The sequence below is a fragment of the Bartonella sp. HY406 genome (genome assembly GCF_025449315.1).
Lineage (GTDB): Bacteria > Pseudomonadota > Alphaproteobacteria > Rhizobiales > Rhizobiaceae > HY038.
Genome location: NZ_CP104893.1, coordinates 1332196 through 1349540 on the forward strand (window position 1 = coordinate 1332196; position 17345 = coordinate 1349540).

Annotated in this window: 14 protein-coding genes and 1 pseudogene; 10 read left to right on the top strand and 5 right to left on the bottom strand. The window is 39.7% G+C overall.

Features of this window, described 5'->3' with window-relative positions; all coding sequences use genetic code 11:
• Positions 1-5: 5 nt before the first annotated feature.
• From N6B01_RS05600 to N6B01_RS05610, 3 genes are all read right to left on the bottom strand, one after another.
• The gene (locus N6B01_RS05600; protein WP_262080300.1) at positions 6-1148 is read right to left on the bottom strand and encodes an amino acid ABC transporter permease; all 1143 of its coding nucleotides are present in this window, start codon (positions 1146-1148) and stop codon (positions 6-8) included.
• Between the two features lie 2 nt (positions 1149-1150).
• A complete protein-coding gene (locus N6B01_RS05605; protein ID WP_262080301.1) occupies positions 1151-2359 on the bottom strand; it encodes an amino acid ABC transporter permease in 1209 nt (402 codons plus the stop codon).
• An 88-nt stretch (positions 2360-2447) separates the two neighbouring features.
• A complete protein-coding gene (locus N6B01_RS05610) occupies positions 2448-3449 on the bottom strand; it encodes an amino acid ABC transporter substrate-binding protein (protein WP_182419668.1) in 1002 nt (333 codons plus the stop codon).
• Positions 3450-3756: 307 nt separating this feature from the next.
• On the opposite strand from N6B01_RS05610, the gene metC reads away from it, so the two are divergent.
• The 4 genes and pseudogenes from metC (at position 3757) to N6B01_RS05630 (ending at position 10091) form a co-directional block, all read left to right on the top strand.
• Positions 3757-4929 (top strand): cystathionine beta-lyase, encoded by a 1173-nt coding sequence (gene metC / locus N6B01_RS05615; protein WP_262080302.1) that lies wholly within the window; start codon positions 3757-3759, stop codon positions 4927-4929.
• A gap of 231 nt (positions 4930-5160) precedes the next feature.
• Positions 5161-5522: pseudogene (locus tag N6B01_RS05620) on the top strand (choloylglycine hydrolase); the annotation flags it as partial.
• Between the two features lie 172 nt (positions 5523-5694).
• Positions 5695-8457, top strand: coding sequence for a [protein-PII] uridylyltransferase (locus N6B01_RS05625; RefSeq protein ID WP_262080303.1), 2763 nt, complete (start codon positions 5695-5697; stop codon positions 8455-8457).
• Between the two features lie 221 nt (positions 8458-8678).
• Positions 8679-10091 (top strand): DegQ family serine endoprotease, encoded by a 1413-nt coding sequence (locus N6B01_RS05630; RefSeq protein ID WP_262080304.1) that lies wholly within the window; start codon positions 8679-8681, stop codon positions 10089-10091.
• Positions 10092-10180: 89 nt separating this feature from the next.
• On the opposite strand, the gene argC is transcribed toward N6B01_RS05630, so the two are convergent.
• Positions 10181-11098 (bottom strand): N-acetyl-gamma-glutamyl-phosphate reductase, encoded by a 918-nt coding sequence (argC, locus tag N6B01_RS05635; protein WP_262080305.1) that lies wholly within the window; start codon positions 11096-11098, stop codon positions 10181-10183.
• A 275-nt stretch (positions 11099-11373) separates the two neighbouring features.
• Between argC and glyA the strand changes: the two genes are divergently transcribed.
• The 6 genes from glyA to nusB all read left to right on the top strand — a co-directional run bounded on the left by glyA (position 11374) and on the right by nusB (position 16250).
• Positions 11374-12681, top strand: coding sequence for a serine hydroxymethyltransferase (gene glyA / locus N6B01_RS05640; protein ID WP_262080307.1), 1308 nt, complete (start codon positions 11374-11376; stop codon positions 12679-12681).
• Between the two features lie 299 nt (positions 12682-12980).
• Positions 12981-13454: a transcriptional regulator NrdR gene (nrdR, locus tag N6B01_RS05645; RefSeq protein ID WP_182419314.1), complete on the top strand. Its 474-nt coding sequence runs from the start codon at positions 12981-12983 to the stop codon at positions 13452-13454.
• Positions 13451-14554 carry a bifunctional diaminohydroxyphosphoribosylaminopyrimidine deaminase/5-amino-6-(5-phosphoribosylamino)uracil reductase RibD gene (gene ribD / locus N6B01_RS05650; RefSeq protein WP_262080308.1) on the top strand — a complete coding sequence of 368 codons (1104 nt, stop codon included), beginning with the start codon at positions 13451-13453 and terminating at the stop codon, positions 14552-14554. Before nrdR ends, ribD begins: the two co-directional genes overlap by 4 nt.
• A gap of 2 nt (positions 14555-14556) precedes the next feature.
• The gene (locus N6B01_RS05655; RefSeq protein WP_262080310.1) at positions 14557-15162 is read left to right on the top strand and encodes a riboflavin synthase; all 606 of its coding nucleotides are present in this window, start codon (positions 14557-14559) and stop codon (positions 15160-15162) included.
• Positions 15163-15321: 159 nt separating this feature from the next.
• Complete coding sequence (locus tag N6B01_RS05660; protein WP_182419317.1) at positions 15322-15780, top strand: 6,7-dimethyl-8-ribityllumazine synthase; 459 nt, start codon at positions 15322-15324, stop codon at positions 15778-15780.
• Positions 15777-16250 (top strand): transcription antitermination factor NusB, encoded by a 474-nt coding sequence (gene nusB / locus N6B01_RS05665; RefSeq protein WP_182419318.1) that lies wholly within the window; start codon positions 15777-15779, stop codon positions 16248-16250. The genes N6B01_RS05660 and nusB overlap by 4 nt, the downstream gene beginning before the upstream one ends.
• A 130-nt stretch (positions 16251-16380) precedes the next feature.
• Here the strand turns inward: nusB and N6B01_RS05670 are convergent, their stop codons facing one another.
• Positions 16381-17043 (bottom strand): DUF2268 domain-containing putative Zn-dependent protease, encoded by a 663-nt coding sequence (locus N6B01_RS05670; RefSeq protein ID WP_182419319.1) that lies wholly within the window; start codon positions 17041-17043, stop codon positions 16381-16383.
• Positions 17044-17345: the final 302 nt, after the last annotated feature.

The following is a 17345-nucleotide window of genomic DNA, read 5'->3' on the forward strand; positions in this document are numbered from 1 at the left end:
TTCCTTTAGGCATTGAGATGGCGCTCAATAAAATGGGCATAGCGTGACATGGCAAAGCAAAATAGCCAAAATATAAAGCCGGCAAAAATATAGGCGGTTGCAGGTGTTACCGGACTTATCCAATTGGGTTGTAAGGTAGCATTTTGGGCGGCACCCAATAAGTCTTGCATATTAATCGTATAGATCAAGCTAGTATCTTTAAACATTCCAATCAAAATATTGATGACACCGGGAATAACAAGGCGAAAAGCTTGTGGCACAATGATAAAGCTAATCATTTGCCAATAATGCAGCCCAAGCGACCATGCAGCTTCATATTGTGCCTTAGGCACTGCTTGCAAACCGCCACGAATAACTTCTGCAATATAGACTGAGGTAAAAAGCGCTACCGCAATGAGTGCTCGTAAAAAATTATCAAAATTTAAATCTTGCGGAAAAAATAATGGCAACATGACATTGGCAACAAAAAGCACTGCCACCAAGGGTACACCACGCAAGGTTTCGATAAAAATTACACATAAAAAGTGAATGATTGGCTTTTTCGATTGCCGCCCAAGTGCCAGTAAAGTGCCAAGCGGTAACGAAACGATTATGCTGGAATAGGCAATGATTAAAGTTGCAAGTAAACCACCCCAACGCGCAGTTGGCACGCTCGTTAATCCAAACGCACCACCATAAAGCATGATATAGCAAAAGATTGGTACAAAAATAAACGATAATATGGCGTTGATGACTTTGAACCTTGCTCTTGGTATTAATAGTGGAATATTGACTATAATCACCAATAGCAATGCGCAATGAACCCGCCATAATTCGCTTTGTGGGTAAATACCATATAAAAATGAACTCATATTAGCGCGGACAAATGCCCAACATGCGCCTGACCAACCATTGGGTTGAACGCCGCCTTGTATGATAGATGCGCAAGCTGCACGATCATTGCCTATCCAGCTAGCGTCAATAAACAACCAACGCAAAGTTGGAATGGCGGTGTAGATCAAGGCAATTAACAAAAATATGGTTATTATGCCATCAAGTGGATTTGCAAATAGTCGGCTTTTTAACCAATGCAAAATACCGCTTTGGCGTTTGGGCGGCGGTAGGGCTGGTAGCAACTGCTTACGAGAAAAGGCGCTAATTTTTTCCATTTTTAGCGTCCTTTCAAACTGGTTTTATAATTAAACCAATTCATGATCAGTGAAATAAGCAAGCTAAGGCTTAAGTAAACGATTATCCAAATAACGGTTACTTGAATGGGCTGCCCTGTTTGATTGTAGATGGTGTTACCAATGCGCATAATCTCGGTATAACCAATAGCTGTTGCAAGTGAAGTGTTTTTCATCAAGCTCATATATTGGCTGGAGAGTGGTGGAACAATGATGCGCAAGGCAAGTGGCAAAACAATAAGCCTTGTAATAAGGCGAGGCTTTAAACCAAGTGAAGCTCCAGCTTCCTTGTAGCCATAATCGACACCTTGGAGGCCACTGCGCACAAGTTCTGCAATTAAAGCCGATGTGTAAATGGAAAGGGCTAAAAATAATGCGGTAAATTCTGGTGTTATACTTGTGCCGCCACTAATGTTAAATCGCCCTGCTTGCGGTATATTAAAGCCTGAAAATTGTAAAATTGGCATAAGAATTAAAAAAGTGGCAATAATGATTAAAATATAAAATGGCCATAAAAGCTTGGCCTTACCGCTTTGCTCAAAGCGTTTTTTGCCCCAATGGTGCAAATATATACATAAAAGAAGATTAATAATAATGGCTAGTGCAAAACTCAGCATAATCAACCAACCACTTTGGCCAAATATTGGCTGTGGTAAAAAGATACCACGTTGATTGATAAAAACATTAAACGGTAGTGCAATACTGTCACGCACCGAAGGGAGCAAAGCTTGAATTATTGCAAAATACCAAAAAAATATCACCAGAAGTGGAGGAATATTACGAAAAGTTTCAATGTAAAACAGGCAAATTTTTGAAACTAACCAATTATTAGATAGCCGACCATTGCCAATTAAAAGCCCCAATAGGCTCGATGCTATGATGCATAGAACGGCCATCACTATTGTATTGACAAAGCCAGCAGCTAGCGCTGTGAGATAGTTGGAATCTTCGCTATAGGGGATAAGACTATTGGGAATAGAAACGCCAGCGCGCTGTAATAGAAAGCCAAAGCCCGCAGTCATATTATTGGCTTGCATATTGGTAATCGTATTGGTGATAATCCACTGTGCAGTTAATCCAATAAAAACAATTACTAGCAATTGAATAAGAAAACTAACACTCAATATGGAACGCAAAAAGGTGCGAAACGCACCTTTTTTTATCGGGGAGGGCCGTGGTTGAATAGGTACCAAGAGTACAATGCCTCATAAATTTATATTGGTAAGTAAAATAAATTTTAAAACAAAACGGGTGCGCAATACCCGATTTATTTACAAGGTTTTAACGAATAGGCACGCCATATTGTAAACCACCCTTGGTCCATAAGGCATTGATACCACGTGAAATTTTAAGCGGTGTATTTTGGCCTATATTGCGCTCAAAAACTTCACCATAATTACCAACATTTTTAATGATTTTGATAACCCAATCCTGATCAAGTCCTAAGTCCTTACCAATATCGTTACCTTGTTCTGCACCAAGCATGCGCTTAATGTCGGGATTATCAGATTTTGCCATATCATCAACATTAGAACTGGTGATACCAAATTCTTCAGCGTTAACCATTGCATAATGAGTCCAACGAACAATATTTGCCCATTGTGCATCGCCTTGGCGTACAGCAGGACCAAAAGGTTCTTTTGAAATGATTTGCGGTAAAACAACATTTTTATCAGGATTTGCTAATTGCAAGCGAGTTGCATAAAGCGATGATTGATCTGTCGTATAAGCGTCGCAACGGCCAGCATCGTAAGCCGCATTGACTTCAGTGAATTTTTCAAAAACCACTGGTTCATATTGCATTTTATGGTTGCGGAAATAATCTGCTAAGGTCAATTCAGTTGATGTACCAGATTGAACACATATGGACGCACCAGAAAGTTGCAAAGCAGAAGTTACGTCTTTTAACCGGTCAGAATTAATCATAAAGCCTTGGCCGTCATAATAATTAATTCCAGTAAACTCGATACCAAGTGACGTATCGCGGCTCATTGTCCAAGTTGTATTGCGGATTAGCACATCAATCTGCCCCGATTGAAGCGCAAGAAAACGCTCTTTTGCGGAAAGAGGCACAAATTCTACTTTGGATTTATCTCCAAAGATAGCCGAAGCAACTGCGCGGCAATAATCAGCATCAAAACCTGTCCAATTGCCTTTTCCATCTCTGATCGCAAAGCCAGTTAATCCGGTATTGACACCGCATACCAAATGACCACGGGTTTTTACTGCACGCAAGGTCGCACCAGCATTTTCAAGCTTAGGGTCGCCCAATGTTACCTTCATTTCGCTAGTAACCACAGTGCCTTTAACTGGTGCTTGAGCTGCTTCAGTTTGTGCATTTGCCAATTGACTTTGAAAGCCGCTTATCGTTGTTATCGCCAATAAAGCTGTCAGAAATTTGGTATTTATTGCCATAATCACCCTCTTAGATTTAGTTTGCAGTTACAATATCCATTTGGAACGTAGTTTGATTGCAAGTTCAAGCAATTTTTTTCCATTGTTTTCTTGCAAGTTAGCATAAAAATAATCTAACCTAAACATCAAATTTGGTTCCATAGGTCGTAGAGCCTAAAAAGAGGATAATAAGGCAATGGCAAAAACTAAAGATATGGATAATTGGGGTGTTAATACAAAACTCGCTCATGGTGGATATAATCCCCATGATTATCACGGTTTTGTTAATCCACCAGTGGTCCGTGCCTCAACCGTTCTTTTTCCTGATGCCAATACAATGGCTTTGGAGAACCAAGCCTATACTTATGGTACCCATGGTACAACAACCACCGATGCGCTTTGCCATGCAGTTGATCTTCTTGAAGGCTCAGCGGTTACCGTGTTAACGCCATCCGGTCTTGCAGCCATTACTATGCCGCTGCTTGGTGCGCTAAGCAGCGGTGATCACCTACTTATTACGGACTCCGTCTATTTTCCAACGCGTCGTTTCGCTGATACGATTTTAACGCGCATGGGAGTTGAGGTTGAATATTATGATCCTTTAATTGATGCCGGTATAGAAAAGCTCTTTAAAGACAATACACGAATTGTCTTTACCGAGTCGCCTGCATCCAATACCTTTGAAATGCAGGATATTCCTGCAATTGCCGCAGCTGCCCACAAAATTGGCGCTATCGTTATGATGGATAACACGTGGGCAACGCCGCTTTTATTTAAAGCGTTAGATTATGGGGTTGATATTTCGATTAATGCGGCGACCAAATATCCTGCAGGTCATGCTGATGTGCTGATGGGGATGGTGTCCGCCAATCAAAAATATGCTGATCTTATCAAGGATGCCCACAAAATTACTGGCATGAGTGTATCGGGTGACGATGCTTATCTCGTTTTGCGTAGTATGCGCACCATGAATATACGCCTTGCTCATCAAAGTAAAACAACAATTGCTCTTGCTTCATGGCTAGAAACTTTACCGCAAGTTGCTGAAGTCTTGCATCCGGAATTGCCAAGCAATAAGGGACACGCAATTTGGCGTCGTGATTTTAAAGGTTCAGCCACTATTTTTTCCATTGTTTTGAAAAATGGGGGTATTGAAGAAGCAAGTCGTTTCCTTGATAGCTTACAGCTTTTTGGGCTTGGCTATTCATGGGGCGGTTATGAAAGCCTTGCAGTTCATGTTAACTTAAAAGACCGTGTAGTCGCCAAAAAAGATTATGCAGGGCCTGTTTTGCGCTTGCAAATAGGTATTGAAAATTTTGAAGATTTGCAAAAAGACTTACAAAATGCAATCAATGCAACCGGCTTATAAATAACTCCATTTTTTATTAAATACCCAATGAAGCTATAAGACAATGTCTACTGCTTCATTGGGTATTTAATGGATGGGAAGTCGATGAAGATGTGCAAAAACTGTCCCTTTACAACTGGCTTTGTGGCTTTCCTTGCTGTGATATCTATGTGGGTAAGCCCAGTTGCCAATGCATGTACTCGTTTTGTATATCATGGTGCAGATGATAAAGTTATTTCTGCTTGTTCCATATTCTATGTGAATGCAATACCAAAAAATGAAAGTCTAATTGAAGCCATTGCAAGTGTTTTCAGTGTTATTCGCAATATATTTGTCCCTTACGGAATTACAACACCAAATGAGCCTAATATATCGTCAACGCGCTGGCGCCCAGTGCCGCACCATAAACGTAAGCTCTATTTTTTAAGTAACCACTACTCCCAATATATTCTGAGCAGATTTGACAAAGGTAGATTTTACTAAGGTTACTGGTAAGGTCATGAAACTTGATTTGGGGTTCAACCATACGCATATTTCTTCAGGCATGGTCAATAAAAAAAATTAAGGAAGCTGCTCCATTCAAGTTTTTTGGACTATATTTTTTTAGGCTATAAATTAAAGTGATTTGCACCCTGTTAAATTACAAAGCTATATCGAACAATTAAATAAAATGGCTTTCGATCTTGATAATAAGCTAAGTGTGATAACCAACTTTATTGTGGCCGATGAATAATGACAATATAATGATTGAACTGGTATCATTATTTAAAATGGGGGCAGGTTGAAATGACAAAGCTGGCGAAAGTTGAAGATGTTGTTAATTCATCAGAGTTAAAAAAGCGGCTTTATGAAGTCATTGGCGATGAAAAATCGAATTGCACCGATGTACAAAAACGCGAAGCTATAAGACGCGAATTAAAACAAGCTCTTGTTGCTGGACAAAAGGGCTGTGAAATTCAACTTTTGCTTGATGGTCACGGCCGTTTATGTGCCAAGCGTCTTAGCTTGTTAATTGATATTATTATTGATGCACTTTATGATGTGGTGATAAAAAAAATATTCAAATTGCAAAATCCGTCAAATGGTGAGCGTATAGCTTTAATCGCAGTTGGTGGTTATGGTCGCGGTACGCTTGCCCCTAGTTCCGATATCGATCTTTTGTTTTTGCTTCCCTATAAGCAAACACCATGGGGCGAACAAGTCATGGAATTTATCCTTTATATGCTTTGGGATATTGGCTTGAAAGTTGGACATGCAACGCGCAATATTGATGAAACGATACGTATGGCGCGTGAAGATATGACCGTTCGCACTGCACTTTTGGAAATGCGTTTTTTAAACGGCAATCAACCACTCTTTCAACAATTATTTGATCGGTTTAACGCAGAAATAGTGAAAGACACGGCTCCACAATTTATCCGCGCTAAATTGATTGAGCGCGATGAGCGACATAAAAAAGCAGGACAAACACGCTATTTGGTTGAACCCAATGTTAAGGAAAGTAAGGGTGGCCAGCGCGATTTGCAAACACTCTATTGGATAACGCGATATTTTTATGGTGTCAAAACCCCAGAGCAATTGGTTAAAATCGGAATTTTATCGCGTCAAGAATCTAATATCTTTAAAAAGGCCGATGATTTTTTATGGGCTGTGCGTTGCCATATGCATTTTTTAGCCGGCAAAGCCAATGAACGTCTGTCTTTCGATATTCAGCGTGATATCGCACATCGACTTGGCTATACTGCCCATCCAGGCCAAGAAGACGTCGAACGCTTTATGAAGCATTATTTTCTGGTGGCTAAACAAGTTGGCGATCTAACTCGCATTATTTCAGCAGCGCTTGAGGAAGATCATGCTAAAGCAGTGCCAGGCATAAACCAAATATTTTTAACTTTTTCCAAGCGAAAGAAAAAAATTAAAGGTAGTGATGATTTTATCATTGATAATCAGCGTATTAATATTGCCAATGCAGATGTTTTTTCAACAGACCCAGTTAATTTGATCCGTATTTTCCAAATCGCGGATCAACATGGTTTTGAATTGCATCCCCATGCTATGCAACAAATGACGCGATCTTTGAAGTTAATTACCAACGAAGTGCGTGAAAATAAAATTGCCAATGGTCTATTTTTAGATGTTTTAACCTCGCCACGCAATCCTTCCCTTATGCTGCGCCGGATGAATGAATCGGGTGTTTTAGGTAAATTTATACCCGATTTTGGTAAAATTGTTGCTATGATGCAATTTAGTATGTATCATCATTATACTGTGGATGAACATTTGCTGCTATGTGTTTATTATTTAAGTGAAATTGATAAAGGGAATAACCTTGTAGAACACCCTTTAGCAACTGGTCTAATCCCCCAATTAAAAAATGAACGGCGGCTTTTATATATCGCTGTATTCCTGCATGATATTGCAAAAGGGCGACCAGAAGATCATTCTATTGCTGGCGAAAAAATTGCCCGAAAACTATGCAAAAGATTTGGTCTGTCATCTACAGATTGTGAAACGGTTGCATGGCTTATTCGCGAGCATTTGACCATGAGTATTGTAGCGCAATCACGTGATTTAAATGATCGCAAAACCATCAATGATTTTGCCGATGTTGTTCAAACAATGGATCGTCTTAAACTACTGCTAATCTTGACAATTTGCGATATTAAAGGGGTAGGGCCAGGCGTTTGGAATGGCTGGAAAGGGCAGTTGTTACGAACACTTTATTATGAAACAGAAATTGTTTTAACCGGTGGTTTTTCAAAAGAAACACGCTTTGAGCGAATTTTGGAGGCTAAGGCTGAATTAGCTGTAGCCCTGCAGAATTGGCAAGAAGAAAAACTTAATGCCTATATTGAGCTTTTATATCCCAATTATTGGCTCACCGTATCATTGGATGATAAAATACGCCACGCTAATTTTATTACCCATGCTGATGAAAATGAAAAGACCTTCGCTTTTATGGCAAAATTGCATTATTTTGAAGCGGTAACTGAACTTACCATTCTTGCGCCAGATCATCCAAGGCTTTTATCAGTTATTACCGGTGCTTGTGCAGCAGCCGGAGCCAATATTGTCGATGCCCAGATTTTTACAACTTCTGACGGGCGTGCTCTTGATACGATTTTGCTCAGCCGTGAATTTGAACTGGCTAGTGATGAAGAGCGTCGTGCGCAAAAGATCGCGGATGCCATTTCATCACTGTTAAGAGGAGAGGCGCGACTAACTGAGTTTATAGCAGCGCGCGCTAAACCCAAAAAAATGGCAAAAGCTTTTTCTGTTGCCCCGCGCATTGAGATTAATAATACGCTGTCTGATAAGTTCAGTGTTATCGAGGTAAAAGGCTTAGATAGACCGGGTTTATTATCAGAGCTAACCGGAACAATTTCTAATTTGTCACTAGATATTGCATCTGCCCATATTACTACTTTTGGCGAAAAAATTATGGATACATTTTATGTGACTGATTTAGTCGGGCATAAAATTGATAATATAGCAAGACAAAGGACAATAAAGCGAAGATTAAATCAATTATTTGGTGATGAAGGTTAGTTATTAAAAAGCGGCAATTTAAAAAATGACAAATTTATTAGTAGTATTATATAAATGTCACTTAAACCAAAATATTAAATTATTTTAATGAATAAAAATTAAGTGTTAAAATATATCAAATCAAAGTGAATAATAAATTTTGCATTTTTTTAGCCATAAATGATTTATAATTTTACGAATTCTAAAGATATAAACAAGCTGGTAAGATCAGGAGCCAGGATATGATAAAAAAATATTTAGCCTCTTCTATTGTACTTTTAGCGGTTTTTTCTGGCAGCTTTAGCGCCAACGCGCAAGATGCCCAAAGACAAGTTCCGCAAAGTCCAATGGAAATGCAGCTTTCCTTTGCACCTTTGGTTAAAAAAGCTATGCCGGCAGTGGTTAATGTTTATGCGGCAAGGCAAGTTCGGCGCCAAGCAACGCCTTTTGATGGAGATCCATTTTTTGAGCAGTTTTTTGGCGGCCGCTTTCAAAACCAGCCTCCCCGTGTTCAATCTTCACTAGGATCTGGTGTTATTGTTGATCAAAGTGGTTTGATTGTTACAAATTATCACGTGATCCGTGGTGCTGATAAAGTAAAGGTTGCATTGTCAGATGGGCGCGAGTTTGAAAGCAAGGTGTTATTGAAAGATGAGGCAACAGATATTGCCATCTTAAAAATAGATCCGCATGGTTTGCAATTTCCGGTTTTAGCGCTTGCAGATTCTGACAAGGTTGAAGTTGGCGATTTAGTTTTAGCGATTGGTAATCCTTTTGGCGTTGGGCAGACTGTAACAAGTGGTATTGTGTCGGCACAGGCACGAACTAAGGTTGGAATTTCTGATTTTGACTTTTTCATTCAGACCGATGCTGCAATTAATCCAGGTAATTCTGGTGGCGCACTTATCGGTATGGATGGAAATCTTATTGGGATTAATACTGCAATTTATTCACGCACTGGCGGTTCTATTGGTATTGGTTTTGCTATCCCTTCCAATCTTGTGCGATCGGTCGTTGAAACAGTAAAGCGTGGTGGCAGTAATTTTGAGCAGCCTTATCTTGGCGCATCGTTTCAAGGATTAGACACAGCATTGGCTGAAAGTCTGGGTATGGAGCAGCCTTATGGCGCATTAGTAACTGATGTGCAAGCCAATAGTCCTGCAGCTAAGGCTGGTTTATCTGTTGGCGACATTATTTTAACCGCTCAAGGGCAAAAAATTGAAAATCCCGATGCGCTCGGTTATCGTCTGTTAACCACTGGAATTGGTAAAAGCATTGATTTTGATATTATGCGCAATGGCAAGGTGGCCAAAATAACAGTCGTGCTTACGGCTATGCCAAATGATGCTTCAGGTGCTGCCGAAGTACTTACTGGCAATTCACCCTTTACAGGCACTGAAGTTTCCAATTTGACGCCAATTAATGCTCGGCGCTTTAATCAACCACAAAATGCTAAGGGTGTGGTGATAAGTAATGTTGATGATAATTCGCGCGCAGCAAATATTTTTGCTAAAGGTGATGTTATAAGGGCGGTAAATGGCCAGCTTATTAATACAGTTAATGATTTGAAAAAAGTTTTAAATGCGGGTCAGCCGCAAATTTGGCGACTAGAATTTGTACGTAATGGAGTTTTAATCCGACAATTCTATCGCTAGACTTAAATTCTAAGCATTTTAATTGAAAAAAAAGCGTATTTAAACTCAATTAAATACGCTTTTTATATCTATCAATGATGAAATACTAATTAACCAATCATTAGGTTTAGATTTTGTACTGCAGCACCAGAGGCTCCTTTGCCAAGATTATCAAGAACTGCAACGACATTTACAAGACTATCATTACCTGTGATATAAATTTTCAAACGATCAGTATTCACCAATTCCTCTGCATCTATACGGCTCATGGTTGCAGTTTGTTCCAAGGGATCAATCTCAACAATATCTTGGCCGCTATAATGTTGGCAAAAAAGCTCATACAACGCCTTTTTGTCTATCTTACCATTAAGGCGATTGAGATAAAGTGGCACATTAACAATCATACCTTGCGCAAAACGCCCGACACTTGGAGTGAAAATAGGACTATGCCCCAAAAGCCCGTGCATGGTTATTTCGGGAACGTGCTTATGTTTTAAATTTAGTCCATAAAGAAAATCATTGGCATGAATTGCGTCTTCACGTGTTAGATCTTCCATTTGTGCGATGAGTTGCTTGCCTCCGCCAGTATAACCAGAAACAGCATTAATAGTGACTGGATAATCCTCTGGAAGAACGAGAGCTTCGCGTAATGGACGCAAAATCGATATTGCGCCCGTTGGATAACAACCTGGATTTGCAACAAATTGCGCATTGGCAATGCGCTCGCTTTGTCCTTTGCTCATCTCAGCAAAACCGTAGGTCCAATTTGGGTCGATTCTAAAAGCGGTTGAACTATCAATAATGCGGGTAGGGCAGTCCTGTAGCATCTTTACTGCTTCTTTTGAAGCATCATCTGGCAAGCATAAAATTACAATATCGGCATTACGCAAATAATCAGCACGAATTTCTACATTGCGGCGATCTGCTTGAGGGATTGACAAAAGTTCAATATCATTGCGCATTTCAAGCCGCTTTGCAATTTGCAAGCCTGTTGTGCCGTGTTCACCATCAATAAAAACTTTTGCCATTTTAGTCTCCAAAAAACCTATTTGATGATTATATACATAGACTAGTCTATTTAAAATAGTATTTTTGAACGGGTTTTATAAAAATGTAATGTGTTTTTGCTAAAAATGTAAAACGAAGATAGATAAGATTTTTGTAGACATTATAAAAATGTCCTCCCAATTACCACAGTCAATGCTTCCTTTTAAAATCGTTTAAAAAACATATCGGTAATAGCCTATTGGCTTCATTTGTGTTATTGGCAAATGAGTTGCTGTTATAATAGAGGAAACCGCTCATGGTACAGTCCGCAAGCATGTCTTTAGATCGTTTTTTCAATGGTGATTTGGAATCAGTTGATTCTGATGTTTTTAATGCAATTCGTGGTGAGCTCGGTCGTCAGCGTCATGAAGTTGAGCTGATTGCTTCAGAAAATATCGTATCTCGCGCTGTGTTAGAAGCGCAAGGCTCGGTTTTTACCAACAAATATGCTGAAGGCTATCCAGGTAAGCGTTATTATGGCGGTTGCCAATATGCTGATATCGTAGAAGAACTAGCTATTGAACGTGCCAAAAAATTGTTTAATTGTGGTTTTGCTAATGTGCAGCCTAATTCTGGTAGTCAGATGAATCAGGCGGTTTTTCTAGCATTGCTACAACCAGGTGATACCTTTATGGGGCTTGATCTAAATTCTGGTGGTCACTTAACCCATGGTTCACCAGTCAATATGTCAGGTAAATGGTTTAACGTTGTTTCATATGGCGTTCGCCGTGATGACCAATTATTAGACATGGAAGAAATTGCCAATCTTGCTCGCCAACACAAGCCTAAGCTTATCCTTGCAGGTGGTACTGCCTATTCTCGTATTTGGGATTGGGAACGTTTCCGTGAAATCGCCGATGAAATTGGCGCTTATCTCATGGTTGACATGGCTCACATAGCAGGCCTTGTGGCTGGTGGTCAGCATCCTTCCCCATTACCATATGCCCATGTGGTCACCACAACAACCCACAAATCTTTACGCGGTCCTCGTGGCGGCATGATTTTGACCAATCATGAAGATATCGCCAAGAAAATTAATTCTGCAGTTTTCCCTGGGCTTCAGGGTGGTCCTTTAATGCATGTCATTGCTGCAAAAGCCGTTGCCTTTGGTGAAGCATTGCAACCAGAGTTTAAAACTTACGCACAAAATGTGGTTGAAAATGCCAAGGTCCTTGCAAAAACCTTGCAGTCTAGTGGTCTTGATATTGTTTCAGGTGGTACTGATAATCACTTAATGTTAGTTGATTTACGCCCTAAAAATGCAACAGGCAAGCGTGCTGAGGCAGCTCTTGGTCGCGCTAATATTACATGTAACAAAAACGGTATTCCATTTGACCCTGAAAAGCCATTTGTAACATCCGGTGTTCGTCTTGGTACGCCTGCCGGTACTGCCCGTGGTTTTATGGCTGGTGAATTTACCGAAATTGGTAATTTAATTGCTGAAGTTCTTGATGGTCTAAAGGCCGCGAATTCTGATGATGGTAATGCAGCAGTTGAGGAACATGTTCGCAAGAGAATTATCACTCTTACCGAGCGCTTCCCGCTTTATTCTTATTTAGGATAAGCTAAAATATTTTTGATCCTTGCTCCGGTTCAATATTTACTGCAAAAAGTTTATATGCTTTATGCTTTTAAATATCAGACCGGAGTTTTTAAATAATTGCTTTGTTCCATTAAAAATAAAATATACTAATATGCTCTTTAGTTTGAGTGCATATGCTGACTATTTATAGTCTTTTAATATCACCAGTTAATCATTAACTTTAAAAAAAGACTGAATGTAACTGATTTTATGTTTTAATTTTTCCTGACACTATTAAAAGATTTTGAATTTTAGACTAGAATAAAGAGAGTGACCACAATATGCGCTGCCCCTTTTGTCAATGTGAAGATACACAGGTTAAGGATTCTCGTCCGACAGAAGATGGGTCGGTTATTCGGCGGCGCCGTATTTGCTCGGTATGCGGTGGGCGCTTTACCACCTTTGAGCGCGTGCAACTTCGTGAATTAATGGTGATTAAAAAAAGTGGTCGCCATATGCCTTTTGACCGTGAAAAATTAATGCGCTCCATCGATGTTGCGCTGCGCAAGCGCGAAATAGATAAAGAAAAAATTGATCGAGCAGTTTCCGGCATTGTGCGTCAGCTTGAAAGCTCTGGTGAAGTTGAAGTAACCTCCGAGGAAATTGGTCGTTTGGTGATGGAGGCATTAAAGCGCATTGATGATATTGCTTATATTCGATTTGCATCGGTTTATCGCAATTTTAGTTCGGCGCAGGATTTCCATAATATTATCGATGAGGTTAAAATTTCCCCGATCGACGAGGTTAAGGAATGACATTAGACGAACAGCACATGCATCAACGGTTTATGGAAGTTGCTATTCGTTTGGGGCGACAAAATCTAGGATATACGGCAGAAAATCCAAGTGTTGGCGCGGTAATTGTTAAGGAAATGAACGGCAAACCAATTATTATCGGTATTGGTGTTACAGCCGTTGGTGGCCGCCCCCACGCAGAGCCACAAGCCTTGCAGCAAGCTGGGGCTAGCGCAAAGGGTGCAACTGCTTATGTAACTTTAGAGCCGTGTTCTCATCATGGAAAAACACCACCTTGTGTTGATGCATTAATTGCGGCAGGAGTAAAAAGGGTAGTGATAGCTTTAGATGATCCCGATCCGCGTGTGAGCGGACGAGGGATAGCGCGGCTTAAAGCTGCTGGTATTGATGTTGTTCAAGATATTGCAAGTCGAAAGGCTTTTGAAGGTTTAGCAGGCTTTTTAACTAGAATTACAAAAAAACGCCCTTTTATAACCCAAAAGCTCGCCTTATCTCAAGATGGTTATATTGGTAGAATTAGCGAGGCAAATACCCCGATAACTGGAATTTTATCAAAAGCACGCACCCATATTTTAAGGGCTGAAAGCGATGCCATTTTAGTAGGTATTGGCACGATAAAAATAGACGATCCAATGTTGGATTGTCGCTTGCCGGGCCTCGAAAAGCGTTCGCCAATTCGTATCGTGCTTGATAGTGATTTAAGTATTTCAGTTGAAAGTCGTATTGTGCTTTCGGCAAAGAAAACTCCACTTTGGATTATTTGCAATGAAAAGAGTGATAAAAATAAGCAAAAATTACTCGAGGCATTAGGCTGCCGTATTATTCCATTTGGTGAAAATATTCATAATAATTTAAATGAGCTTATGGAATTTTTTGGGGGCGAGGGTATTAATAATTTGCTTGTTGAAGGTGGTCGTAAAGTCGCACAATCTTTTTATGATAGCGGTTTAATTGATAGACTTATATTATTAAAATCAAATCAAAAAATTGAAACTAATGGCTACGCCGCACCACAATTTTTAAATTTGCAAAAAGACTATTGGCAAAGCAGTCAAAAAAGCTATGACAATGATATTTGGTGCATATGGGAAAGGATTTAGTTATGTTTACGGGTATTGTTACTGATATCGGTCGCATTGAACAAATAACCGCGCTTGATGAAGGTTTACGCTTTCGCATTGCAACGACATATGATCCCTCAACCATTGATATTGGCGCGTCTATAGCATGTAGTGGCATTTGCTTGACCGTCGTTGCCCTGCCTGAAGAAACAAGCGCGGAATCATGGTTTGAAGTGGAAGCTTGGGAAGAGGCTTTGCGACTTACAACCATTGGATCGTGGCAGATTGATAAACAAATCAATCTCGAGCGTTCGTTAAAGCTAGGTGATGAAATGGGCGGCCATTTGGTTTCAGGCCATGTCGATGGTACAGCAGAAATCATAAAAAAAGACGGCGAGGGAGAGGCGATAAGATTTACCATTAAGGTAGATGAAAAATTAGCGCGCTTTATTGCACAAAAGGGTTCTGTTTGCCTTGATGGAACATCGTTAACGGTTAACAAAGTGGAGCAAACTACTTTTGACGTGCTGATTATTCGTCATACGCTCGAGGTTACAACTTGGGGACGGCGCGAAGTTGGTGATATTCTTAATATAGAAATTGACCAATTGGCTCGTTATGCCGCCCGCTTAGCAGAATTTTCTTAATAGTAATTATCTCAAGCTCGAAAAGGGCGGATATTAAGCTTATAATTCGTTGGTGCAATTATCATTTAACTCGCTTAATAATGCCAAAAATGGAGAGTTTTTCTTTTCATTTTGCCACATTGGGAGTATTGATAGTTAAAACACTTTTTGGAGATGGCAATGAATTCGAAAAAAGAACGCCCTTTGCATTTATTGATTGTAGAAGCTCGTTTTTATGATCATTTGGCTGATAGTTTGCTTGAGGGCGCTAAAAAACACCTTGATGGGGTAGGTGCAACCTATGATGTTGTAACCGTGCCAGGTGCATTGGAAATTCCGGGTGTTATTGCCAATGCTTATAAAAGCTATGATGTACATTATGATGGTTATATTGCGCTTGGCTGTGTTATTCGTGGCGAAACCTACCATTTCGAAATTGTTGCTAATGAGTCATGTCGTGGCATCATGGAATTGACAATGCGCAAGCGTCTTGCTATCGGCAATGGTATTCTAACAGTTGAAAATGAAGAACAGGCTATCGCGCGCGCCAGTGTCCTAGATAAGGACAAGGGTGGTTTTGCTGCAGATGCCGCATTAAAAATGATTGCATTAAAAAAGCAATTTGGAGTAAGTGAGTGAGCGAAGAGAATAAAAAGCCATCTGTGCGGCCGGCAAATAAACGAGGTGCAGCGCGTCTTGCGGCCGTGCAGGCGCTTTATCAAATGGATATTGCCGGAAGTGGTGTGATGGAAACAGTGACCGAATATGAGAGTTTTCGGTTAGGCAAAGATATTGATGGTGATCAATATCTGGAAGCTGATGCGCAGTGGTTCCGCTCAATCATTGCAGGCGTTGTTGCCGAACAACGCGAAATAGATCCACTCATTCATGATTTTTTGCCTGAAGGTTGGCCTTTATCGCGTATTGATACAACCTTACGTGCGATTTTACGCGCGGGTATTTGGGAATTAAAGAATCGTCCAGAAGTTCCGCTTCCTGTGATTGTGTCTGAATATGTTGATATTGCAAAAGCATTTTTTGGCAAGGAAGAGCCAAAGCTTGTTAATGCCTTGCTAGATAATTCAGCTAAGCAATTGCGAAAAAGCTAAATTATATATTTTAAATTATCATGAAAGGTACTGTTTCGTTTCGGGAACAGTGCTTTTTATTTTGTGTATTATATGTTGGATGAAAGTTCATCTATATTTACTAAATTATAGCTATTGGTTTAAATCTACGTTACTGCTTTAACAGTTTATTGATATGATTTAAAATTTCCATTGCATCAATATCGACCATACCTGTCTTACTTTTTTTGTCATTATTGCGGCTGTATAAATCGATAAGTTGATAACCAATGCTATATCCTGCCCAGCGTGGCAAATCACCCGTGCCGAAAAACCATTCATAATGGTTGTAATTTTCATTCTTTAGCTGACTTTTTGCAAGCTTGATTATTTGATTTGTTATTTCAACTTTGCACCAAGGCGGTACAGGCATCGAAGTAATAAACGTTGAAAAATAGTCGGCGAGACCTTCGGAAATGATTGCTTCGCCAAGCGTTTCTCCATAACCATGTCGTGCCCATCGCATCGCATGATGCAATTCATGTGCAATGGCTTGGGCAAAATGACCTTCCGCAAGTTTAGCTGAAAAATTTTCGTTTTGTGAATCAATGCTAATGGAAATAAGTTCAGCTTTATAGCAGCTACCGCCCACGCCAATTTCGGGAATAATATTAGTGGGATCATTGCCGATTAAAACATCAATGGCAATATTATGATCCTTAGCAGGTACAATTTTTTCAATCTTTAAGCGTAGTGCTTCGATCTGAGTTCGAATAATATCTTTCCAAGACGATAAATCGCCTGCGGCCTCAAGAAAATGCAACCGTAAATCCATTGTTAAATTCCAGTGTTAATATTCAATTTACGTAAAAAACATATAAAATTTTACCTGCTTTGCCAATTATTTTCATTGGATATCAGTATCTTATAGCAAAATTTTATTTTTTTGATGTGGGCATTTTTTTTAGTATTTTTCTTCATACTGTCATTTAATCATGAGACAATAGGCGATAAATTAATAAAGTACGAGCTTTTTTTTTGCATGATTTAAATATTGATTTGGCTAATTAATTGATTTTTATAAAACAATAATTTTTTTCTAAAATTAGTTTTCCTAACAAATTGAAGTGTTGGCGA

Excerpts from the sequence above, each read along its gene's own strand:
- N6B01_RS05655 (WP_262080310.1), top strand. The coding sequence starts at position 14,557 with ATGTTTACGGGTATTGTTACTGATATCGGTCGCATTGAACAAATAACC.
- nrdR (WP_182419314.1), top strand. The coding sequence starts at position 12,981 with ATGCGCTGCCCCTTTTGTCAATGTGAAGATACACAGGTTAAGGATTCT.
- ribD (WP_262080308.1), top strand. The coding sequence starts at position 13,451 with ATGACATTAGACGAACAGCACATGCATCAACGGTTTATGGAAGTTGCT.
- metC (WP_262080302.1), top strand. The coding sequence starts at position 3,757 with ATGGCAAAAACTAAAGATATGGATAATTGGGGTGTTAATACAAAACTC.
- glyA (WP_262080307.1), top strand. The coding sequence starts at position 11,374 with ATGGTACAGTCCGCAAGCATGTCTTTAGATCGTTTTTTCAATGGTGAT.
- N6B01_RS05625 (WP_262080303.1), top strand. The coding sequence starts at position 5,695 with ATGACAAAGCTGGCGAAAGTTGAAGATGTTGTTAATTCATCAGAGTTA.
- argC (WP_262080305.1), bottom strand. The coding sequence starts at position 11,098 with ATGGCAAAAGTTTTTATTGATGGTGAACACGGCACAACAGGCTTGCAA.
- N6B01_RS05630 (WP_262080304.1), top strand. The coding sequence starts at position 8,679 with ATGATAAAAAAATATTTAGCCTCTTCTATTGTACTTTTAGCGGTTTTT.
- N6B01_RS05610 (WP_182419668.1), bottom strand. The coding sequence starts at position 3,449 with ATGAAGGTAACATTGGGCGACCCTAAGCTTGAAAATGCTGGTGCGACC.
- N6B01_RS05670 (WP_182419319.1), bottom strand. The coding sequence starts at position 17,043 with ATGGATTTACGGTTGCATTTTCTTGAGGCCGCAGGCGATTTATCGTCT.
- N6B01_RS05660 (WP_182419317.1), top strand. The coding sequence starts at position 15,322 with ATGAATTCGAAAAAAGAACGCCCTTTGCATTTATTGATTGTAGAAGCT.
- N6B01_RS05600 (WP_262080300.1), bottom strand. The coding sequence starts at position 1,148 with ATGGAAAAAATTAGCGCCTTTTCTCGTAAGCAGTTGCTACCAGCCCTA.